Raw genomic sequence first — 21930 nt, 5'->3', positions numbered from 1 at the left:
GCCGTGCGCGGTAGTTTCAGGGGCGTGAGTGCACGAGACAGCTACGGGGACATCTATTCCGGACACGATCGCACCAAGAAGACGCCGGTGCCGACGGTGATCGCGGTGCGCGACCTGGTCGCCGAGGACGCGGTCAGCGGATTCTGCGGTGCCGTAGTCGGTTTCGACCGCAGCTACGACGGTGAGTTCGTGAAACTCGAGGACGGACGCGGGGTGGTTCGCCTGTTCGCGATGCGCGAAGCGGCATTCCTGATCGACGGTAAACCGGTCACGCTGATCCGGCCCACCGCGACCGCGCCCAAGCCACCGACCCGCTCCGCGTCGGGGTCCACGCGCGTGGAGGGTCTGCGCGCGCGGGTGGCTAGAACCAGCCGGATCTGGGTGGAGGGTGTGCACGACGCGGCGCTGGTCGAGCGGGTGTGGGGGCACGACCTGCGGGTGGAGGGCGTGGTCGTGGAACATCTGGAAGGGCTGGACAATCTCGGTGCCCGGTTCGTGGAGTTCGAGCCCGGTCCCGGTGCGCGCGTGGGCGTGCTGGTGGACCACCTGGTCACCGGCTCCAAGGAGTCGCAGCTGACCACCGGACTCGGCCCGCACGTGCTGGTGACCGGGCACCCGTACATCGACGTCTGGCAGGCGGTACGCCCCGCGGCGCTGGGCATCGACGCCTGGCCGACCGTGCCGCGCGGCGAGGATTGGAAGACCGGCATCTGCGAACGTCTGGGCTGGGGAACCCCGCAGCAGGGGTGGCGGCGGGTCTACAACGCGGTCGGCTCGTTCCGCGATCTGGAGGCCCCGCTCATCGGCGCGGTGGAACGGCTCATCGACTTCGTGACCGAGCCGCAGTAACCGCATACCAGGTCAGGCAGGCCTATTCGCGACCTCAGTGCGCACACGCGAACCCCGGCGAACCTTTATGCTCGATGATTATGTGCTCTCCCAGTGCGACGCTGACGCTGTGGGCCGGCTCCTGGCTGGCCGGTACCAGCGCGCCCGACGACGTGCTGGAGGCACTGCACGCCTGGGCACCGCGGCACACCATCGCGGCGGGCGACCCGGTCACCGGCGGTCGCACCGATCTGCCGTGGACCTCACGCGGCGACGCGGGCACCGGCGCGATGCCGCTGCTGAAGGTGATCCGGGAGGCGATGGCCCCGGCGGGCGCGCAGTTGCGACTGGTGCTGCCGGCGCCCGGTGACGTGCGGGGGCTGCCGGTGGGTACCGCGTTCGCCGCCGACGCGATCGACGCCGAGGAGGGCATCCTGCTGGGCGTTCCCGGCGAGCCCGGCACCGGGCTCATCCCGCAGTGGGACGACGACGACACCCTGCAGTGGACGGTGTACGGGGTGGATCTGCCGCGTATCGCGGGGCACGACATGTCGCTGGGCGAGGCCGAGTACACCATGCGCGAATCGGTGCGCGATGCCGCCGACGCGCTGATGCAACTGCACACCACCTCGATCGGCAACGGCGACGACGACCCGCGCGAACAGATCGAGGCGCAACTGGCAGCCTACTCGCGCCACGCCTACCCCGATTCGATTCCGTTGCGCGCCAAGCGAATTCTCGACACCGCCGACCATGTGGCCGCGATTCTCACCGTCGCCCAGCACGAACCGGCGTCCTCACCCACTTCGGCCACCGCGATCGGCGCACACGAATCGCTGCTACGCCCGCTGTGGAACACGATCCGCGAAGCCCGCCTCGTCGCCGTCCACGCCGCCACCCGCCGCGACGGATAGCAGGGCGAAGACAGGTCCGACACTCGCCGCGACCGAAAACGCGTAGGCGAAGCGCGTTGCCGCCGCCCGCCGCAACCGATAGCGCGCAGGCGAAGCGCCGTGCGTCGTTACGAAGTTCCGCTTCAGAATCCGCCGAGTGCCGCCCGCAGATCGGGAACTTCTAGCGCTTTCAAGACGGCGCTGCGCACCCGAGGGCAGGCACGCATCGTGGCCGTATCCACGATGCGGCGGTTGTAGGCGACAGCGGCACCCGCGACCGTGTCATCGATGGTCCACAGCTTCATAACGCCGGTGAACGCCACCTGCGCGACCTGCGGGCCCAACGCCTTCCAGGTCCCCTTCTGCGCGTCGAAAATCCCGCACAACCTGTCCGCCGCGACCACCGAGATCGTGGTCGGGGGTGCCGGGACCGGCTCGGTTTGGAAGCCTTCCTTGCCACACCCGGTCAGGCCGAGCGCGGCTGCGGACAAGACCAGGGCCAGCCCGGTCGTGCGACGCGGCGAGATCGAAACCATCGGAAGTCCTCCGATCAGTCGAGCGCAACTGAGCAAAGGCTACTCCCGGAACCGGGCACTACCGACAAATGGTTACCCGGTTGTGTTCAGCGCGCAGCGGGGCGCTGGGGCAGTTCGCAGCAGCCCGGCGCGCACAGGGCGCCGTCGACGGTGCACCCGTAACCGGGGACTTCTCCGAGTTCACGCACCGGTGCGCCGCTCACGCGTTCACCGATCAGCTCCACGATCATCCGCGAGAACCGCGGGTCGGTGCCGGGGGTTCCCGCGCGCGCGAAGGCCATGCCGAGTTCGGCGGCGCGTGCGCTGGCCTCGTTGTCCAGATCCCAGATCACTTCGAGGTGATCGGATACGAAGCCGACCGGGCACACCACCACGGCGTCGATTCCCTTGCCGTGCAATGCATCCAGGTGGTCGAGGATGTCGGGTTCCAGCCACGGCACCTGCGGCGGGCCCGACCGCGACTGCCACACCACGTCGTAGTCGGCGAAACCTGTTGCCGCCGCACACAATCGGGCAGCTTCGGCAACCTGACGACTGTAGAGACGTCCGCCATCGGCAGGCGGTCCCGCGGCGATATCGGCAGCCACCGGAATCGAATGCGCTGTGAATACCAGGCGCACACCGGCGCGACGATCGGCCGGAATCTGTTGCACCGCAGTGGTGATCGCGTCGGCGAACGACTCGATCAACAGCGGGTGATCGAAATACTGGCGCAGTTTCACCAGTTCGGGCGCACCGTCACCCACGGCCGCGCGAGCCCGCGAGATGTCCTCGTCGTACTGGCGGCAGCCGGAGTAACCACCCCACGCGGAGGTGGGAAACACCAGGGCCGAACGCACACCGTCCGCGGTCATCCGCGCGACAGTGTCCTCGACCATGGGATGCCAGTTGCGATTGCCGAAGTACACCGGCAGATCCAGCCCCGCATCGGCCAGATCGGCCTCGAGCGCGGCGATGATCCGCTGATTCAGCGCGTTGATCGGTGAGACCCCACCGAAATGCAGGTAGTGCTGCGCGACCTCGGCCAGCCGTTGCGGGGGTACCCCGCGGCCCCGAGTGACGTTCTCCAGGAAGGGGATCACGTCCTCGGGGCCTTCGGGGCCGCCGAAAGACAGCAGCAGCAGTGCGTCGGGCATCAGCTCAGGGACATGTTCTCCGGGAACCACATGTTGTGGCTGGCGCCGCCGTCGACGTAGATGATCGAGCCGGTGGTGGCGGGCAGCCAATCCGACAGCAGGGCCACGATCGACTTGCCGACCGCGCGCGGGTCGTTGCCGTCCCAGCCGATCGGCGACGCGCCGTCCCAGTACTGGTCCAGCTGCACCAGCTGCTTGGCGTCGTCGGTGGCGGTGCCCGCGATGGCCTTGGCCGCCAGGGTCTTGATCGGGCCCGCGGCGATCAGGTTCGAGCGAATCTTCTTGGCGGCGCCCACTTCTCGCGCCACGTACCGGTTCACCGATTCCAGCGCGGCCTTGGACACGCCCATCCAGTTGTAGTACGGCATGGCCACGCGCGGATCGAAGTCCATGCCGACCAGCGAGCCGCCCTCGTTCATCACGGGAAGCACCGCGCGGGCCAGGGAGGCGTAGCTCCACGCCGAGATCTCGAACGACTTGGCGACATCGGGGCCGGGGCCCTCGAGGAACGGCAGCGAGCCGGGGCCCATGATCGAACGCGGCGCGAACGCGATCGAGTGCAGCGCACCGTCGATGCCCTCGGGGGCCAGTTCGCGCAGCTTCTCGGTGAGCGCGGCCAGGTCCTCTTCGTTGGTCACGTCCAGGCCGATGGCCGGGGGCACTTCCTGCGGGAGGCGCTTGGCGATGCGGTCGATCAGGCGCAGGCGGTCGGGGATACCGGTGATGATCACCCTCGCGCCCTGCTCCTGCGCGATCGCGGCCGCGTGGAACGCGATCGACGAGTCGGTGATGATGCCGGTGACCAGGATGGTCTTACCTTCGAGCAGTCCGCCCATGAGTTTTCGGTTCTCCTGAAATCAGTGTGTGGTTGTGAAGGGGGTGGATCAGTGACCCATGCCCATGCCGCCGTCGACCGGGATGACCGCGCCGGTGACGTAGCGGGAATCCTCGGAAGCCAGGAAGCTGATCACGGCGGCGACCTCCTCGGCCTGGCCCAGACGGCCCAGCGGGATGAACTTCTTCGCCATGTCCTTCATGTCCTCGGGCAGTTCCGCGGTCATGTCGGTCTCGATGAAACCGGGCGCGACCACGTTGGCGGTGATCGAGCGCGAACCCAGCTCGCGGGTGATCGAGCGAGCCATGCCGATCACGCCCGCCTTGGAGGAGGCGTAGTTGATCTGACCGGGGCCACCGCCAAGGCCGACAACCGAACCCAGGAAGATCATCCGGCCCCAGCGGGCGCGCAGCATGGCGCGGTTGGCGCGCTTGGCGCAGCGGAACGCACCGGTGAGGTTGGCGTCGATGACGCGCTCGAACTGATCCTCGGTCATGCGCATCAGCAGCGTGTCATCGGTGATGCCGGCATTGGCGACCAGCACCTCCACCGGACCCTGGTGTTCTTCCACCTCGGTGAACGCGCGATCGACCGAATCGCTGTCGGTGACATCGCATTTCACACCGAACAGACCTTCAGGCACCCCCGATCCACGGTGGGTGACGGCGACCTTGTGGCCGTCGGCCAGCAGGCGCTGCGCGACAGCGAGACCGATACCGCGATTACCGCCGGTGACCAGCACCGACCGGGATGTGACGTTCGACATAGGGTCCAACCTATCTGTTCTGATTCATGCGCCCTGCGTCAGGGTCGCGCCGTTGCGACAGCTCACAACGCGGGCGGTGGGAGGCTAGGGCAGGCGTTGGCGATAGAGCAAACTGACCACGACACCGGCCGCGATGGCCAACATGCCGGCCAACAGCCACGGCCTGCTCGCATCGCCGCGGGTGGTTTCGTAGCCGATCTGTTCCTCGAGGGTGTCATAGACCGCGGTGAGCTCGGCCAGCGACGACGCGGTGTAGAAGTCGCCGCCCGACAGTTCGGCGATCTCGCGCAACGAGTCGTTGTCCACGGCCACCTTCACCCGCTGCGAACCCTTGCCGTCGGAATCGGGGATCTCCACGGTGCCCCACTCGGTGCCGAAGGAGATCGTGGACACCGGGATGCCCTTGTTCTTGGCCAGGCGCGCGGCGGTGAAACCGTGCCGTGGGTTGTCGACGTCCTTGTCGTCGGGCACGGTCTGCTTGCCGTCCGACATCAACACCACCCGCGCGGGCGGCGGCGTTTCCGCGCCACCGAGCACCGCGGCCAGGGTGTCGATCGACTGCAGGGCGGTGAGGATGCCCTCGCCGGTGGCGGTGCGCTCGGCCAGTTTGATGTTGTCGATGGAGTGCTTGACCGCTTCGCGGTTGGTCGTGGGCGACACCATCACCGAGGCGGTGCCCGCGAACGTGACGAAACCGAGGTTGATGCCCGGAGTCAGCCCTTCGACGAACTCCTTACCTGCTTTCTGCGCGACCTGCAGTCGGTCGGGCTCGACGTCGGTGGCTTCCATCGACAGCGAAACATCCATCACCAGAACAACAGTCGCGCGATTGCGCGGCACCTTCTGCACGGCGGTCGGGCCCGCGGCGGCGATGGTCAGCAACACCAGGCCGACCAGGATCAGCGCGATCGGCGCATGGCGCATCGGGCTCGGTCGCGACGGGGCGACCCGTTCCAGAATCGCCATGTTGCCGAACTGCAGCATCCGCTTGTGGCGGGCCCGCTGCACCAGCACGTAGCCGAGCACGAGCAGGGCGACGACCGCGAGGAAGCCCAGCCAGGCAACAGCGGTGAAATGCGAAATACTCACTGGCGAGGCACCCGCCCGCTCGGGGCGCCGAGGCTGTGGCGCCGGGTGGACACGAACCGGACCACGTCGGCGATCCAGTCCCGATCAGTCTGCAAGGTCATCACCGGTGCGCCACAGCTGCGCAGCGCCTGAGCCACCTGCGCGCGCTGGGCTCCGGCCGCGGCGGCGAAATCGGCGCGCAGCTGGGGGGTGACGCTGAATTCGCGGGTGCGGCCCGATTCGGGATCGTGCAGCACCACGTCGCCGCCGTCGGGCAGGGCGATGTCGAGGGGGTCAAGGACCTCCACCGCGAGGATGTCGTGCCGGGCGGAGATCGCGCGCAGCGACCGCTGCCAGTCCACGTCGCCGAGGAAGTCGCTGATCACCACGGCCAGGCCGCGTTTGCGTTGCGGACGGCGCAGCGATTCGATTCCGGCCTTGAGGTCTCCGCGCACACCGTCGCGGGCGTGCGGGGTGGTCGCGATGCCGCGCAGCATGGTCTGCGCGTGCAGGCGTCCGCTGCGCGCGGGGATGCGCACCAGGTCCTGACCGGTCGCCACGACGGCGCCGATCCGGTTGCCGCCACCGGAGGTGAGGTGGGTGATGGCCGCGGCGGCCGCGATCGCCAGATCGCGCTTGTGCACGCGGCCGGTGCCGAAGTCCAGACTCGACGACAGGTCGACCACGAGCCAGGTCTCCAGCTCACGGTCGGCGATCATCTGCCGCACGTGCGGGTGGGTGGTGCGGGCGGTGACCGACCAATCCATCTGTCGCACATCGTCACCCGGCTGGTACAGCCGCGCCTCCCCCGGTTCCGAACCCGGACCGGGGATCAGACCCTGGTGGTCACCGTGCAGCACGCCGTCCAGGCGCCGCCGCACGGTCAACTCGAGGGTTTTCAGCGCGGCGGCCAGCTTCGGGTCGGTCAGTTCACCGGCACGGAACGACGGCGGAGCGTGAGACGACATGGGCACGCGGACAACGGGTTCCGGCACACTCACCGGGGTGCGACGTGGCCGGCGGGCTGGGACTGCTGCCCGTTCACCGGCTGCGGCACAGGTTGCTGCGGGGCGGGCGGCTGCGGAACCGGTTGCGGGACAGCCGAACCGGTGACGGCCTGCGGCGCGACCTGCGGCAGACCCACGGTCTGCAGCACCCGCTTGATCACGTGCTCGGGCGAAACCTCGTCCGCCAGTGCGTCATACGACAGCACCAGACGGTGACGCAGCACGTCGGGGATCACCTCGACCACGTCCTGCGGCACCACGTAATCGCGCCCACGGATCAGCGCGACCGCGCGGGCGGCGGCGATGATGCCAAGGCTCGCGCGCGGGGACGCACCGTAGGAGATCCAGCTGGCCACATCGTCCATGCCGAATTCGGCGGGCGTGCGGGTCGCGCTGATCACGCGGACCACGTAGTCCACCAGTGCGTGGTGCACGAAGACATTGGCGGCCACCTTCTGCAGGCGGATCACGTCCTCGGGGTCCAGAATCTGCTTCGGCTCGGGCGCGCTGACACCCATCCGGTAGATGATCTCGCGCTCTTCCTCGACCGAGGGGTAGTCCACGAGCACCTTGAACAGGAAGCGGTCGCGCTGCGCCTCGGGCAGCGGGTAGACGCCTTCGCTCTCGATCGGGTTCTGGGTCGCCATGACCAGGAACGGCTCGGGCATCGGGTACGTCTTGCCGCCGATGGACAGCTTGCGTTCGGCCATCACCTCGAGCAGTGCCGACTGCACCTTGGCCGGTGCGCGGTTGATCTCGTCGGCGAGCACGAAGTTCGCCACCACCGGGCCGAGCTCGGTGTCGAATTCCTCGCGACCCTGCCGATAGATGCGGGTACCGATGAGGTCGGTGGGCACGAGGTCCGGGGTGAACTGCACCCGGGAGAACGAGCCGCCGACAACCTTGGCGAAAGTTTCCACCGCAAGAGTCTTCGCGACGCCCGGCACACCTTCGAGCAACACGTGTCCGCGTGCCAGAACGCCGACGAGCAACCGCTCGACGAGCCGATCCTGACCGACGATAACCCGCTTGACCTCGTAGATCGCCTTCTCGAGAGTCTGGACGTCACGCTCCAGGGTGCTCGGCGCAGCCGTACCGGCGTCTTTCGCCAGCTTCGGCCCGCTCACACCTTCCGTCGAAGTCACCAACATCCCCGCTTTCGCTTTGGTCCTGTGCGTGCGGCACCAACTATTCCATTGAATCCCACAACGCGCCGCAACCGGCCAGTACTAGACGGGGATTCGTCATATCGGTGACCGCACTCACCAACGCGCTCGATTGTGGCACGCACTGCACGGATTCGCCCCCTACCAGTGGCGATAGGTAAATCAGTCGGTGATGATGCGGACCGCGTACGGCATGATGCCGTCTTCGCGGACCGGGGAAATCCGTACGAAATCGCCGGATTGCGGGGCTTCGATCATGGTTCCGTTGCCCAGATACATCGCCACGTGCTCGCTGCCGCCGGGGCCCCAGAACAGCATGTCGCCGCGTTCGCGGTCATCGACGTCTACTCGGGTGCCCGCGTTGTATTGGTAGCCGCTGTAGTGCGGCAGGGAGACTCCGATGCCCGCGAACGCATACAGCATCAGTCCAGAACAGTCGAAGCCCACTTTGTTGAAGTCGCCGTGGGCGTCGCCGGGGCCGCCGTCGCGGATGCCCAGGGTGGGGCCGTCTTCGTCACCGCCGCCCCAGGCGTAGGTCACGCCCAGTTGCGACATCGCGCGGTCGACCACGGTTTCGATCGCGGCCGAGCCGGTGACTTGGGGGTGGGACGGGCGGGGTTTGGCGCGGTGCGGGGAAGCGGGGCCGGATTCGAGGTCGGTGTGGGGGCGGTTGCCCTCGTTGAGTTCGGCGGCGCGGGCGCGGGCGGCCTGGTCGGCGGCGGCGCGGGAGGCGGCGGCGTTGGCCGCGGCCAGCAGGGCCATCACTTCGGCTTCGCGTTGGTCGTCCCAGGTCAGGAAGATCTCGCGTTGGCTCTGCAGACCGGCCACGGCGGTACGGGCGGCGTCGAGGGCGGTCTGGGCGGCGTTGCGATCCTGACGCAGGGTGTCGCGGGCAACGGCCTGCGTGTCGAATTCGGCTTTGGCGATGTTCACCGCGGCTTGGGCGGCGTCGCGTTTGCTCTCCGCGCCCGCCGCGGCCGCGTCGGCGTCGGTCTTGGCCTGGCGGGCGGCGGCGTTCTGGTTGGCCTGATCGACCTGGGCCCGACGCAGACCGTCCAGGACCTGGCGCTGGTTCTTCGACACCATGCCCAGCACCTGCGCGCGGTCCATCGCCGCATCAGGGGTCGAGGAGGCGAGGTAGGTGACGACCGAACTGTTGACCGGACGCACGTAGGCCTGGGTGGCGACCTGATCGAAATCCTGGCGCGCCACACCGACTTTCGCGCCCGCGTCGACCAGCAGGGTCTGGGTGTCGGCGACCGCGGCCGCTGCCGCGTCGGCGGCGTCACGCGCGGTGTGCAAATCGACCAGCGCCTGGTTGACCGCTTCGCGTTTGCCCGCGAGTTGGTCGTCGAGTGCGCGCAACTGTTGGTCGGCGGCGGCGACGCGATTGATCAGCACGCCGATCTCGCTGACCCGCGTGTCGACCTGCTCGGTCGCCCCGGCGATCTCACCGTCGGACGGATTGGGTGGCGGGGGTGGTACCGCCGCGACCGGTCCCGCGGCGCCGAGCACAACCAGCACCGCCAGCAAACCGATCGCTATTCGTAAGAGACCTGGTTCGTCTTGCCTGCCCGCACCGCGCACGGCACCTCCGAGTAGCTCGACTAGACATCCGCCACTGGCGCATCAGTCGAAACATCGACCACAAGAGTCGACCAATGCCCCCTGTACCACTGCATTCACGATCGCGATCACCAGCAACCGTACGACACATATTTCCCAAAGGAAACATCCGCCACAGTGGTACGGGGCATCAATTCATCGATTGCTCAGAATTTGCCTTACGCGGCACAGTTTTCTACCGCATGGAACAGACCGGTGGCCTGGAAATGTGACTGGAGTGAAACCAGTTAGTTGACCGAACCCACATCCGCACGCGGTGTGGGGGGCGCTGCCGGTGCGTCGGGACCGCGGCGAACCTTCACCAGGTACAGCCCGGCGATCGTCAAGGCCATCACCGCCAACAGGGCTGCGGTGATGACGCCCCAGGACATACCCTCGGGCTGCTCGAGCCGGTCCACGAACGCCTGCACGGCCTGTTCGGGATGGTTGCCCTTGTACTTGGCCGCGTCCTCGGCCCACTCGAGGCGAACCCGGCTGATGCTGTCGCTGTAGGTGCCCAGCCAATCGTCGCTGAACACCGCGACGGTGCCGTGGGTGTTCTCGCCGACCTCGGTGGCCAGGTCACGTAGGCTCGAATCGTGGCCGGGATTACCGGGAACGATGACCACGCTGAGCGGGATCCCCTCCGATCGCGCCTGCGCGACGATCGCGGCCAGTTTCTCCTGATCCTGCCCCTTGGGGGCGGCGACGTGATTGTCGGCGAGGTCGGACGCGACGCTGCTCAGCACGGTGTTGGGCGGCAGTTCGGCCGCCATCGGCGCAAAAGTGGTCATCTTCCATCCGGTCTGTCGAGCCACGATCGCCTGCGTCGCGACGGGCATCCAACACTGCAGGGTGAGCGTGCTTGCGTCTTCCCCGACTTCGCTCGACAGGCACAGTACGCGACATCGAGTTCGACTACGTCCGCACGGCACACCCAACCGCCCCCGCGGTTTTCATAGGACAAGCGTACTGTTAGGCTCGTACGGCGAGGAATCCGGCATCTCACGGCGCCGAATACCCCCTACGCGAAGACGCGAGCCGCCGGCACAGCCCCGCCGGTGGCACACCCTCACATGAGTGGAGCTGACGTGACGAAGATTGATACCTTCGGCGCCAAGGGCACGCTCGAGGTCGGAAGCAACTCCTACGAGATCTTCCGTCTCTCGGCTGTTCCCGGCACCGAGAAGCTGCCCTACGCCCTGAAGGTGCTGGCAGAGAACCTGCTGCGCACCGAGGACGGCGCCAACATCACCGCCGACCACATCCGCGAGATCGCGAACTGGGACCCCTCGGCACAGCCGAGCGTCGAGATCCAGTTCACCCCCGCGCGCGTGATCATGCAGGACTTCACCGGCGTGCCCTGCATCGTCGACCTGGCCACCATGCGTGAGGCCGTCACCGTCCTCGGTGGCGATCCGAGCAAGGTCAACCCGCTGTCGCCCGCCGACATGGTCATCGACCACTCGGTGATCCTGGACGTGTTCGGCCGCGCCGACGCGCTGGAGCGCAACGTCGAGCTCGAGTACGAGCGCAACGGCGAGCGTTACCAGTTCCTGCGCTGGGGCCAGGGCGCCTTCGACGACTTCAAGGTCGTCCCCCCGGGCATGGGCATCGTCCACCAGGTCAACATCGAGTACCTGGCCCCCACGGTCATGGTCCGCAACGGCCAGGCCTACCCCGACACCTGCGTCGGCACCGACTCGCACACCACCATGGTCAACGGCCTGGGCGTGCTGGGCTGGGGCGTTGGTGGCATCGAGGCCGAGGCCGCGATGCTGGGCCAGCCGGTCTCCATGCTGATCCCGCGCGTGGTCGGCTTCAAGCTGACCGGTGAGATCAAGCCCGGCGTGACCGCCACCGACGTGGTGCTGACGGTCACCGAGCAGCTGCGCAAGCACGGCGTGGTCGGCAAGTTCGTCGAGTTCTACGGCAAGGGCGTCTCCGAGGTTCCGCTGGCCAACCGCGCGACCCTGGGCAACATGAGCCCCGAGTTCGGTTCCACCGCGGCGATTTTCCCGATCGACGGCGAAACCATCAACTACCTGCGCCTGACCGGCCGCAGCGACGAGCAGCTCGCGCTCGTCGAGGCGTACGCCAAGGAACAGGGCATGTGGCACGACCCCGAGCGCGAGCCGGTCTACTCGGAGTACCTCGAGCTGGACCTGAGCACCGTCGTTCCGTCGATCGCAGGCCCGAAGCGTCCCCAGGACCGCATCCTGCTCAGCGAGTCCAAGAGCGCGTTCCGCTCCGACATCCTGTCCTACGTCGGCGAGGGTGAATTCACCATGCTCGACGAGGGCGTGGAGGAGTCGTTCCCGGCGTCGGATTCCACCGCCGTGTCGGCCTCCGCCGCCGATGACACCTACGTGCCTGCCCACTCGGCCGCCAAGGGTGCCGCCGGTCGTCCGTCCAAGCCGGTCGAGGTCGTCGCCGAAGACGGCAGCACCTTCGTGCTGGATCACGGTGCCGTCGTTGTCGCGGGTATCACCTCCTGCACCAACACCTCCAACCCGTCGGTCATGCTCGGCGCGGCCCTGCTCGCCCGCAACGCGGTCGAAAAGGGTCTGGCGACCAAGCCGTGGGTGAAGACCAACATGGCGCCGGGTTCGCAGGTCGTCACCGACTACTACGAGAAGGCCGGCCTGTGGCCCTACCTGGAGAAGCTGGGCTTCTTCGTCGGTGGTTACGGCTGCACCACGTGTATCGGTAACACCGGTCCGCTGCCCGAGGCCACCTCGGCCGCGATCAACGACAACGACCTGTCGGTCACCGCCGTTCTCTCGGGTAACCGCAACTTCGAGGGTCGCATCTCCCCCGACGTGAAGATGAACTACCTGGCGTCGCCGCCGCTGGTCATCGCGTACGCCCTGGCGGGCACGATGGACTTCGACTTCGAGACCGACGCGCTGGGTCAGGACTCCGAGGGCAACGACGTCTTCCTGAAGGACATCTGGCCGTCCGCGCAGGAGATCGACGACACCATCAAGTCCTCGATCAGCCAGGACATGTTCCGCAACTCCTACGCCACCATCTTCGATGGCGACAAGCGTTGGCAGGGCCTGTCCACTCCCGAGGGTGACACCTTCGAGTGGGACGAGAAGTCCACCTACGTGCGCAAGGCGCCGTACTTCGACGGCATGTCGATGGATCCCTCCCCCGTCACCGACATCACCGGCGCGCGCGTGCTGGCTCTGCTGGGCGACTCGGTCACCACCGACCACATCTCCCCCGCCGGTCCGATCAAGCCGGGCACCCCGGCCGCGCAGTACCTCGACGCCAACGGTGTTGCCCGCAAGGACTACAACTCGCTGGGCTCGCGTCGCGGTAACCACGAGGTCATGATCCGTGGCACCTTCGCCAACATCCGACTGCGCAACCAGCTCCTGGACGACGTCTCGGGTGGTTACACCCGCGACTTCACCGTCGAGGGCGGCCCGCAGGCGTTCATCTACGACGCCTCGCAGAACTACCAGGCCGCTGGCATCCCGCTGGTCGTGCTCGGTGGCAAGGAATACGGTTCGGGCTCTTCGCGTGACTGGGCCGCCAAGGGCACCAGCCTGCTGGGCGTCAAGGCCGTCATCACCGAGTCGTTCGAGCGCATCCACCGCTCCAACCTGATCGGTATGGGCGTTGTGCCGCTGCAGTTCCCGGTCGGCGAGTCCGCCGCGTCGCTGGGTCTGACCGGCACCGAGACCTTCGACATCGCGGGCATCACCGCGCTGAACGAGGGTGTCACGCCGAAGACCGTCAAGGTCACCGCCACCGCCGAAGACGGCAAGGTCACCACGTTCGACGCGGTCGTCCGCATCGACACCCCCGGTGAGGCCGACTACTACCGCAACGGCGGCATCCTGCAGTACGTGCTGCGCAACATGATCCGCGGCTAATTGCAGGACCGGTGGCGTGACACCGTAAAGTGTTGCGCCGCAAGGGCATTGGCTTGCCCATTGAATAATGCGACAGCCCCCGTCTCGGTTCGCCGGGGCGGGGGTCCGTGTATCCGCTAGTTGGAGGAATCATGCCCAAGGTCAGCGACGACCACCTCGCCGCACGCCGAAGCCAGATCCTCGACGGTGCACGACGCTGCTTCGCCGAATACGGCTACGACGGCGCCACCGTGCGCCGCCTCGAGGAAGCCATCGGCCTGTCGCGCGGCGCGATCTTCCACCACTTCCGCGACAAGGACGCCCTGTTCTTCGCCCTGGCCAAAGATGACGCCGAACGCATGGCCGACGTCGCCGCCAACCAGGGCCTGGTGCAGGTGATGCGCGACATGCTCGCCCGCCCAGAGGAATTCAACTGGCTGGGCACCCGCCTGGAGATCGCCCGCCGAGTCCGCACCGACCCGGAATTCCGCGCGAACTGGACCCAACGCTCCGCCGAACTCACCGCCGCCACCCTGGCCCGCCTCGAACGCCGCAAAGCCGCAGGCGCCCTACGCGACGACGTCCCCACCGACGTCCTGCTCGGCTACCTGGACCTGGTCCTGGACGGCCTCATCGCCCGCATCGCCTCGGGCCACACCAACGAAAACCTTTCCGCTGTACTGGATCTGGTGGAAGCCTCGGTGCGCCGCAAGGAAGCCTGAGCTACCCTCGACGTGGTGGCACATGGACCCGGACGAGCTGCGCTGCGTGGCTGGTCAGCACGGCTGCCGCGCGATCCCGCGAATGTCGCCGCAGCCGGGACGGTTCTCGCCGCGACGGCACTGGGCACCCTGACGTTACTCGCGACCGGTACCGGTTCCCGAGCCGAGGTGGCCGCGACCGCCGCGCTGCTGACAGTGTGTCTCCCGATCTACCTGTGGCACATCGCCTTTGCCGTCCGCGATGCGATCCCGCCGAACGCACATCACAGCTGCGCAGTACTGGCCCTGCTGGTGATCGGCGCGTGCCCGATGTCGGGCGCCGCGTGGTTGAGCAGTGTGCATCTGGTCGCCGTCGTCGTGCTGCTCACGCTGCGACCGGTTCTGGCGATGCCGATCGCATCGACGCTGGTCGCCGCTGTCGCACCGCTGGCCGTCCGGCTCGGCGCGTCGACGCCCGAGGCGATCTGGCTGTTGGTGACCACCGGGATGCGAGTGGTCGCGGTCTACACCCTGGTGTGGATGGTCATCGCGTTGCGCCGCCTGCGCAGTGCCGCGGCGGCGCTCGCCGAGCAGGCCGTCGCGCGAGAACGGTTACGCGTGGACAGCGCGGTCACCCGAACCATCGAGACTGCTCTCGAGTCGATTGCCGAATCCGCCGACAGGGCAGCCCAATCCGCTGCACGTGGCGACACCGGGTCAGCTTGCGGGGAACTCGGCACGCTGGTCGCCACCTCACGCGGCGGTCTCGCACAGGCACGACAACTGATCGCCAACTTCGGAAATGTCGGCTTACGTCACGAGCTTCATTCCGCCACAACGCTTCTGGCAGCAGCGGGCATACCGGCCCGCGTCGAACTTCCCGCATCCGACCCGTGGGCATCGTACGAAGAACCACTGCGCGCCGACCTGCGCCACCTGCTCACCCGACTGCTTCGCGACGGTGCTACCGGGCCGGTGCTGATCGCGGTGCATCAGGTCGACACAGGTTGGCTGCTCAGCTGCTGTCCCGACTCCGCTGATTCCGCCGGATTCGCCGACAGCTCCCGCCACGCCGGGATCGCTGCCGACGGTGATCACGTCGAGCCGAAGACATCACCCGCCCCGGCGGTTCGACATGCCTGAGGTCTCGCGCCCACTGGTCGGCCCCTGGTTGGCGACTCCGCGCCCCGCGCGCGCACTGCTGATCGGCGCGACCTGCGCGACCGGTGTTCTCGCACCGACGCGGGCGACGTTCGCGGGATCCGAGCAGGTCGGGCCCACGGTGGTGTGGTGGGCGCTGGCGACCGGGATCGTGGCTGTCCACCTGCACCACGCGCTCAGCACGGTCGGCCCGTCGCACACGTTCACCGACGACGTCCCCGATCCCGCGTTCGGCGACCGCCGTCCGTCCCGATGGCGGTCGAGTTTCGCGCTGCTGACCGCGCTCGTGTATCTCCCGATGATCTGGGCGCCGACGTCGTGGGGCATCAGCCAGGTGTTCTGCATCGCCTCTGCCGCAGTACTGTTCAGCGGAGTGCTCCGCGGGCTGCTCGTCACAGCACCGATCGCGGCGACCGCCGTCGGCACCGGTCTCGACACCGGACACCTGATCCCGGTGGTCGAAGTGGTGGTCGTGTTCTCAGCGCTGTCGGGCTGTCTCGTCGGCGTGACCCACCTGGTCCGCACGGTGCATCAACTCGACCGCACCCGCACTGCACTAGCCCAACGAGCCGCCGACCGAGAACGGCTGCGGGTGTCGCGGGACCTGCATGATCTACTCGGGCAAAGCCTTTCGGCGGTATCGCTGAAGGGTGACCTGGCCGCCGCGCTGCTGCCGGGCGATCCGGACGCGGCACAGTCGGAAATCCACGGCATCGGCGAACTCGCGCGCGTCACCCTGCAGGCGATGCGGCGAGTCACCCATGGGGAGCACACCATCGCACTGCACGCGGAAGTCCTGGGCGCTGTCGAACTGCTGTCGGCCGCCGGGATCGAGATCGACCACGATCCGGACTTGCCGCCGCTGCCACCCGAAATCGACAACGTGTTCGCGTGGGCCACGCGCGAAGGCGTCACCAATGTGTTGCGCCACAGCCGCGCACGGACCTGTTCGATCGTGGCAGCCAGGCGGGACGGCGCGTTCTTCTTGGAGATCGTCAACGACGGCGCGCAGCGCGGGAAAGGCACCGGGAACGGGCTGTCCGGACTCGCGGCGCGGGCCTGGGCTCTGTCGGGGACCGTCACCGCGCGCCGCAGCGAGGACGGCCGGTTCCATCTGCTCGTCGTCATCCCAGGGGGGACACCATGATTCGGATACTCATCGCCGAGGACATGCATATGATCCGGGGCGCACTGGTCGCCCTGCTGTCGCGCGAGCACGACATGGTGGTGGTCGCCGAACTCGACCGCGGCGACCAGGTCCTCGACGAGATCACCCGTACCCGACCCGATATCGTCCTGCTCGACATCGATATGCCCGGCCTCGACGGCCTCAGCGTCGCCGCCCTGGTCGCCGAACGCGTGCCCGACACCCCGGTGCTGATCCTGACCGGACTGAGTCAGCCGGGCTACCTGCTGCGCGCGTTGCAGGCGCACGTGCGCGGATTCGTCGTCAAGGACGCACCCGCGCAGACGCTGGCGGACAGTATCCGCAGGGTCGTCGCCGGTGAACGGGTGATCGACACCGACCTGGTCGCCGCGGCGTTGGAGACCGGCTCGAGCCCGCTGACCACCCGCGAAGCCGACGTCATCCGGGCGGCCGAAACGGGAATCAGCACCGAAGACATCGCGACGACGCTGTTCCTGTCACCGGCGACGGTGCGCAACTACCTGTCGAACGCGATCACCAAGGTCGGTGGGCGCAACCGCATCGACGCGATCCGCATCGCACGTAACGCGGGCTGGCTGTGACCCTCGCGTGGCCTACGCGTCCGACAGCCGTGCCTCAACCCGCGGCAGCGGTGATCATCGCGGCCACCTCGCCGGGATGCGAGACCGGCGCGGCGTGCGACGACTGCACTTCGCGCACCTGAGCTTTCGCCCGCTCGGCCTGGAACCGCTGGGACGCGGGTGGCAGAATCTGATCCTCGGTCGAGACCAGATACCACGACGGGACCGATGCCCACAGCGGGTCACCACTGGGTTCCACTTGGGCGGCCGCGGACGTAGGTCGTTGGCGCGCAGCCAGATTCGAGGCGACTTCGGCGCTCACATCCTGAGCGAAGACCGCACCGTACTGTTCGGGTTTCAGGGTCACCTCCGCTCCGGTGTCGGTGGGCCGAATCAGCAAGGCCGGACCGATCTTGCTGCCCGGATACTTCGCCGGGTCCGACAGTGCCTGCACCGCTTCCCCTTTCGCGGGCGCGAACCCCGCGATGAACACGGCGGCTCGAACATCGGGCCGGTGGATATTGCTGATCACCGCACCGCCATAGGAGTGCCCGACCAGGATCACCGGACCGGAAACATTCGCGATGGCCGAGGTGACCGCGGCCGCGTCCGAACTCGGGCCACGCAGCGGATTGTCCGGCTGGACAACCTGATACCCCTGGTCGCGCAGCAACCCGGCGACCGCATCCCAGCTGGAACTGTCGGAGAACGACCCGTGCACCAGCACGATCGTCGGTGTCGATGTGGACTCCGCGCTGCCACACGCGGTGGCGGCGAACATCGCGGTGGCGGCGAGCACTGTGAACCGGACAAGCTTGTGCATGGCGTTCCATTCTCGTAGTCGTCGGTCTCTCGACTGAGAATCACAGTTCGCACCCGGTGCCGAGTAGATGCCGATGTCTACGAAAACCGATGGCAAATGTCATGCCTGTTTCACCGCTCGGGGTCAGCGCGACCAACCGTCGAGCAGGGTTCGGGAGATTCGGTCCAAGGCTGTGCGGTCGGCGGGTTTCAGGGCCGACAGCATCGCCGTCTCGTTCTCGGTGTGGGCCACGACCAGCTCGTCGATGAGTGCGCGACCTTCCTCGGTGAGCGCGACTCGCACGGCGCGGCGATCGGCGCGATCGGCGATGCGGCGGACCAGGCCGGCCGCTTCGAGTCGGTCGATGCGGCCGGTCATTCCCGCGCGCGACAGCATCAGGGTGTCGGCGAGCACCGACGGGTTGAGTTCGAACGGTGAACCCGAACGGCGCAGTGCCGCAAGCACATCGAACTCGCCGCGCTGTAACCCTCGTGCGGTGAACACGCTTTCGATCTGCGTCATGGCGAGGCTCATGAGTCTGCCGAGCCTGCCGAAGACCGCCATCGCCTCGAGGTCCAGATCGGGTCGCTCGCGCTGCCACTGCGCGGTGATCGCATCGACGGCATCCGGTTCGCGTTCATCCATGGACAGGATTCTATTCGTCAAGATATAGTTCGGTAGCGAATTATCAACCGACGAACGGAATCGTGATGACGAACGCACGCGAGATCGCCCTCTGCCTGCCCGAGGATGCCGAGACGCTGGGCACGGAGAACGTGCGGATGCGGTTGCTCACCGATGCGGATGCCAGTGGGGGCGCCGTGAGCACGCTGGAAGTCACCATGACGCAGGGGGCCGACGGGGCCGCGCCGCATTTTCATACCCAGTCCGACGAGCTGTTCTTCGTCGCCGACGGCGAGCTGCAGGTTTTGGCCGGTGATCGGATTCTGACCGTGGGTGCGGGTGGGTCACTGGTAGTGCCACGGCAGATGCCGCACGCTTTCGGCGCGACTCCTGACAGTGGCGCGCGAATTCTGATCGCGCTGATGCCGGGCGTGCAGCGGTTCGAGTACTTCCGGCTGTTGGATCGGCTCATTCGCGGCGAGGGCTCGCATGACGAATTCGTCGCCGCCCAAGAGGAATTCGACAATCACTTCGTCGACGCGCCTGCTTGGTGGGCCGAACGTAACGCGCATCGCAGCTGATACACAGCAGGCCATACTGTGGCGCAGATTGCACTCGAATTGGGAACAAAATCCCCTGACCAGCCTGTTATACACCGTATGACGTTCTCCGTACCTGTCCTCGTCCGGGGCTACGAGCTCGACACCCAGGGCCACCTCAATCACGCCGTCTATCACCAGTACGCCGAGCACGCGCGCTGGGAGCTGTTGAGCGCGGCGGGCATTCCGCTGGACAAGTTCATCGCCAGCGGGGTGGGCGCGGTGGTGCTCGAGTCCACCATCAAATACAAGCGTGAGCTGCGCGCCGGTGACGAGATCACCGTGACGTGCGCGTTCGAGTGGACCGAAGGCGAGAAGGTCTTCCGATTCCAGCACCAGATCATCAAGCTCGACGGTACCGTCGCCGCGGAGATCACCGTGGTGGCGGGCGCGATGGACCTGACCACGCGTCGGTTGGTCGCGGACCCGTCCGATCACTTCCGCAATCTCGCCGAGCGGCCCGAACTGCTCGGCCTGTAAGACTCGAGGCACCACGCGCGGCGCGGTGGGAATCTCCCGACACAGCTCGGGGATACCCGCCGCGCCGTTGTCGTCTTTGTTTGCTACGTGATTGCCGAGGTGGCGGCACTTCCAGCACCCGAGTTGTCCGAAATTCTGCCCCTCCTAGGCGATCACGCGCCGCTCGGCGGTTCGCCGGGCACCGCGCAAATCTGTCGAACCCGCTCGGACAGCCAGACGTTCGGGCTATGATCCGAAGCACCTTTTGGGGTTCTGGCAAATCGCGAGCAGACGAGAAGATCGGAGACAGTGCCCATGACCGACGCCATCCACCTCCCCGTAACCGCGTCGTCCCGAGATCGGGGCCCCGCCTTGCGCGGACTGCTGGTGGCCGAGTCCGATCACGACATCTCGGTGCGCGTGGACGGTGGCACCTGGACTTTCGACCGCAGTGATGTCGTGCGGCTCACCGAAGATCGCGCGCACGCGGGCGAACGGCAGGTGCACGTGGATATTCGTCCCGGCGCCACCGCCGATTTCACCCGCCGGATGCGCGTGGAGCTGGTCGACCGGCCGATCACCTTGGCCCCGGCCCCGTCGGAGGCCCTGGGCGACGAACAGTTGGCCCAGGCCACCCGCAGCTGGGCGGCCAAGCTGCGGATCGCGCAGCGAGGTGGCGTCACCGGAGCGACCTTCACCTTCCGCGACGGCATCAACTGCGACAGCCTCGACTGAAGCGGGCGCACCTGTCATGGAAGGCGCTTCCGACGCCGTGCTCATCGTCTCCGAAGCCGACGACCTGCACGCCGATGCGCTGGCAGCCACCCTGCGAGAACATCACGGGTTCGATCCGATCCGTCTGGACCTGCGCGACTTCCCTTCCGAGACAGGCAGTTTCCGGCTGGACAAGGCCGGAACGAACCGGGCGATGTCGCATATCCAGGGCCTGGACGACGTGCGCGCGGTGTGGTGGCGCAGGCCGCACCCGTGCCAGGTGCCGCACGGGGTGCGCGCGGCCGACGACGAGTTCCGGCAGGCCGAGTGCGACGGGTTCCTGCAGGGGATGCTCTGGTCGATCCCGGCGTACTGGGTCAACGATCCCGGCGCCGAACGCACCGCCACGCGCAAGATCGTGCAGTTGGAGACTGCGCAGCGGGCCGGTTTCACCATCCCGGAAACGCTGATCACCAACGACCCGGACGAGGCGCGCAGTTTCGTCGAATCCCGGTGCGGCCCTGTGGTTTACAAGCGCACCGGCACCGGGCGCGGCGAGTTCTCCGAGACCAGGATCATCACCCGACCCGAGCTGAGCAGGCTCGAGTCGATCCGTTCCACCCCCACCACGTTCCAGGATTATGTGGAAGCCAGCTGCGATCTGCGGGTGGTGTGGGTCGACGGTGTCGAGTGGAGTGTGCGCATCGACTCGCAGTCCGGCGTCGGCCGCATCGATTCGCGGCTGGACACCTCGGTGGCCTTCGCGCGCGATCGGCTGCCGGCGTCGGTCAGCAAGTCCCTGGCCACCCTGATGGGCGCGCTGGGGCTCAGTTTCGGCGTGGTCGACCTGCGCCTGGGCACCGACGGGGAGTACTACTTCCTCGAGGTGAACCCGCAGGGGCAGTTCGCGTACTTGGAGATCAAGACGGGTCTGCCGTTGCTGCGCAGTGTGGCGAATCTGTTGGTTCGCGGCGACGGGGCTGTCGCCGGCTGGTAGCCCCGCCGCCGGCCGCCCCCTAGTCGGCCGGATTCTTGCGACGGTTGGCACCGCCGCGTCCGCGCAGTTCGACGTGCGACTCGACCAGCACATTGTGAATGAAGCCGTACGAGCGGCCGGTGGATCTGGCCAGGGAGCGAATGGACGCGCCCGCCTCGTACTGCTTCTTCAACTGGCTCTGCAACCTGTCGCGGGACTTGCCCGTGACCCTGGTGCCTTTGCCCAGCGCGGCCTTGCCGATCGTCGATTTACCCTTGGCCGATCCAGCGGCCTGTCTGACACTGTCGCTCATGGCTTCCTCCGAGTCGCCGAGCACTTCTTCCAGGCTAGACACTCCGCACTCGGTGATCAACGAAAACAGTGATCAAACTCACCCAATCCTCGCGAGTTCCCGCCCGACACAGCGTTTCACGCGCGACACACCGGGGGCCACCGC

General features: G+C 67.3%; 23 protein-coding genes. 11 read left to right on the top strand and 12 right to left on the bottom strand.

From position 1 onward, the window contains the following. The first annotated feature begins 24 nt into the window (after window positions 1-24). Both ACFWU5_RS22965 and ACFWU5_RS22960 read left to right on the top strand, forming a co-directional pair. On the top strand, window positions 25-849 hold the full coding sequence (locus ACFWU5_RS22965) for a DUF3097 domain-containing protein (RefSeq protein ID WP_379242127.1): 825 nt from the start codon (window positions 25-27) through the stop codon (window positions 847-849). A gap of 80 nt (window positions 850-929) precedes the next feature. Next, entirely contained in the window at window positions 930-1742 is an 813-nt protein-coding gene (locus tag ACFWU5_RS22960) for a hypothetical protein (RefSeq protein WP_379242128.1), read from the top strand. A 122-nt stretch (window positions 1743-1864) separates the two neighbouring features. Here the strand turns inward: ACFWU5_RS22960 and ACFWU5_RS22955 are convergent, their stop codons facing one another. From ACFWU5_RS22955 to ACFWU5_RS22915, 9 genes are all read right to left on the bottom strand, one after another. Further along, the gene (locus ACFWU5_RS22955) at window positions 1865-2257 is read right to left on the bottom strand and encodes a hypothetical protein (RefSeq protein WP_379242129.1); all 393 of its coding nucleotides are present in this window, start codon (window positions 2255-2257) and stop codon (window positions 1865-1867) included. 86 nt (window positions 2258-2343) lie between these two features. After that, window positions 2344-3393, bottom strand: a complete 1050-nt coding sequence (locus ACFWU5_RS22950; protein WP_379242130.1) for a ferrochelatase — start codon at window positions 3391-3393, stop codon at window positions 2344-2346. Beyond that, complete coding sequence (gene inhA, locus ACFWU5_RS22945; RefSeq protein WP_379242131.1) at window positions 3393-4229, bottom strand: NADH-dependent enoyl-ACP reductase InhA; 837 nt, start codon at window positions 4227-4229, stop codon at window positions 3393-3395. Before inhA ends, ACFWU5_RS22950 begins: the two co-directional genes overlap by 1 nt. Window positions 4230-4277: 48 nt before the next feature. Continuing rightward, window positions 4278-4994, bottom strand: a complete 717-nt coding sequence (gene fabG1 / locus ACFWU5_RS22940; protein WP_379242132.1) for a 3-oxoacyl-ACP reductase FabG1 — start codon at window positions 4992-4994, stop codon at window positions 4278-4280. Window positions 4995-5078: 84 nt separating this feature from the next. After that, window positions 5079-6083 carry a VWA domain-containing protein gene (locus tag ACFWU5_RS22935; RefSeq protein WP_379268734.1) on the bottom strand — a complete coding sequence of 335 codons (1005 nt, stop codon included), beginning with the start codon at window positions 6081-6083 and terminating at the stop codon, window positions 5079-5081. Next, on the bottom strand, window positions 6080-7030 hold the full coding sequence (locus ACFWU5_RS22930; protein ID WP_379242134.1) for a DUF58 domain-containing protein: 951 nt from the start codon (window positions 7028-7030) through the stop codon (window positions 6080-6082). The genes ACFWU5_RS22935 and ACFWU5_RS22930 overlap by 4 nt, the downstream gene beginning before the upstream one ends. A gap of 29 nt (window positions 7031-7059) precedes the next feature. After that, a complete protein-coding gene (locus ACFWU5_RS22925; RefSeq protein ID WP_379268732.1) occupies window positions 7060-8220 on the bottom strand; it encodes an AAA family ATPase in 1161 nt (386 codons plus the stop codon). 177 nt (window positions 8221-8397) lie between these two features. Further along, window positions 8398-9765, bottom strand: coding sequence for an NlpC/P60 family protein (locus ACFWU5_RS22920; RefSeq protein WP_379268765.1), 1368 nt, complete (start codon window positions 9763-9765; stop codon window positions 8398-8400). A 323-nt stretch (window positions 9766-10088) separates the two neighbouring features. Next, the gene (locus ACFWU5_RS22915) at window positions 10089-10634 is read right to left on the bottom strand and encodes a DUF6676 family protein (RefSeq protein ID WP_379268730.1); all 546 of its coding nucleotides are present in this window, start codon (window positions 10632-10634) and stop codon (window positions 10089-10091) included. Window positions 10635-10916: 282 nt separating this feature from the next. Here ACFWU5_RS22915 and acnA point away from each other — a divergent pair, with 282 nt between their 5' ends. The 5 genes from acnA (at window position 10917) to ACFWU5_RS22890 (ending at window position 17320) form a co-directional block, all read left to right on the top strand. Then, the gene (gene acnA / locus ACFWU5_RS22910) at window positions 10917-13730 is read left to right on the top strand and encodes an aconitate hydratase AcnA (RefSeq protein ID WP_379268728.1); all 2814 of its coding nucleotides are present in this window, start codon (window positions 10917-10919) and stop codon (window positions 13728-13730) included. A gap of 131 nt (window positions 13731-13861) precedes the next feature. Beyond that, complete coding sequence (locus ACFWU5_RS22905; RefSeq protein WP_379242139.1) at window positions 13862-14431, top strand: TetR/AcrR family transcriptional regulator; 570 nt, start codon at window positions 13862-13864, stop codon at window positions 14429-14431. A 15-nt stretch (window positions 14432-14446) separates the two neighbouring features. Then, window positions 14447-15553: a hypothetical protein gene (locus ACFWU5_RS22900; RefSeq protein WP_379268727.1), complete on the top strand. Its 1107-nt coding sequence runs from the start codon at window positions 14447-14449 to the stop codon at window positions 15551-15553. Beyond that, window positions 15546-16718, top strand: a complete 1173-nt coding sequence (locus tag ACFWU5_RS22895) for a sensor histidine kinase (protein ID WP_379268725.1) — start codon at window positions 15546-15548, stop codon at window positions 16716-16718. The genes ACFWU5_RS22900 and ACFWU5_RS22895 overlap by 8 nt, the downstream gene beginning before the upstream one ends. After that, the gene (locus tag ACFWU5_RS22890) at window positions 16715-17320 is read left to right on the top strand and encodes a response regulator (protein WP_379268723.1); all 606 of its coding nucleotides are present in this window, start codon (window positions 16715-16717) and stop codon (window positions 17318-17320) included. Before ACFWU5_RS22895 ends, ACFWU5_RS22890 begins: the two co-directional genes overlap by 4 nt. A gap of 34 nt (window positions 17321-17354) precedes the next feature. On the opposite strand, the gene ACFWU5_RS22885 is transcribed toward ACFWU5_RS22890, so the two are convergent. Together ACFWU5_RS22885 and ACFWU5_RS22880 are read right to left on the bottom strand one after the other, a co-directional pair. Beyond that, window positions 17355-18122 carry an alpha/beta fold hydrolase gene (locus ACFWU5_RS22885; RefSeq protein ID WP_379268722.1) on the bottom strand — a complete coding sequence of 256 codons (768 nt, stop codon included), beginning with the start codon at window positions 18120-18122 and terminating at the stop codon, window positions 17355-17357. 123 nt (window positions 18123-18245) lie between these two features. Continuing rightward, window positions 18246-18746: a MarR family winged helix-turn-helix transcriptional regulator gene (locus tag ACFWU5_RS22880; RefSeq protein WP_379268721.1), complete on the bottom strand. Its 501-nt coding sequence runs from the start codon at window positions 18744-18746 to the stop codon at window positions 18246-18248. A 137-nt stretch (window positions 18747-18883) separates the two neighbouring features. Between ACFWU5_RS22880 and ACFWU5_RS22875 the strand changes: the two genes are divergently transcribed. The 4 genes from ACFWU5_RS22875 to ACFWU5_RS22860 all read left to right on the top strand — a co-directional run bounded on the left by ACFWU5_RS22875 (window position 18884) and on the right by ACFWU5_RS22860 (window position 21494). After that, window positions 18884-19306 carry a cupin domain-containing protein gene (locus ACFWU5_RS22875; RefSeq protein ID WP_379242478.1) on the top strand — a complete coding sequence of 141 codons (423 nt, stop codon included), beginning with the start codon at window positions 18884-18886 and terminating at the stop codon, window positions 19304-19306. Between the two features lie 78 nt (window positions 19307-19384). After that, window positions 19385-19804: an acyl-CoA thioesterase gene (locus ACFWU5_RS22870; protein WP_379242142.1), complete on the top strand. Its 420-nt coding sequence runs from the start codon at window positions 19385-19387 to the stop codon at window positions 19802-19804. Window positions 19805-20098: 294 nt separating this feature from the next. After that, on the top strand, window positions 20099-20518 hold the full coding sequence (locus ACFWU5_RS22865) for a hypothetical protein (protein ID WP_379268719.1): 420 nt from the start codon (window positions 20099-20101) through the stop codon (window positions 20516-20518). 16 nt (window positions 20519-20534) lie between these two features. Then, window positions 20535-21494 (top strand): hypothetical protein, encoded by a 960-nt coding sequence (locus ACFWU5_RS22860; protein ID WP_379268717.1) that lies wholly within the window; start codon window positions 20535-20537, stop codon window positions 21492-21494. A 19-nt stretch (window positions 21495-21513) separates the two neighbouring features. On the opposite strand, the gene ACFWU5_RS22855 is transcribed toward ACFWU5_RS22860, so the two are convergent. Further along, complete coding sequence (locus ACFWU5_RS22855) at window positions 21514-21786, bottom strand: helix-turn-helix domain-containing protein (protein ID WP_379242145.1); 273 nt, start codon at window positions 21784-21786, stop codon at window positions 21514-21516. Between the last annotated feature and the right edge of the window lie 144 nt (window positions 21787-21930).

Source organism: Nocardia sp. NPDC058640, from assembly GCF_042716995.1.
In the GTDB taxonomy this organism is placed as follows: domain Bacteria; phylum Actinomycetota; class Actinomycetes; order Mycobacteriales; family Mycobacteriaceae; genus Nocardia.
This window is presented reverse-complemented; position numbering and strand designations above follow the sequence as displayed.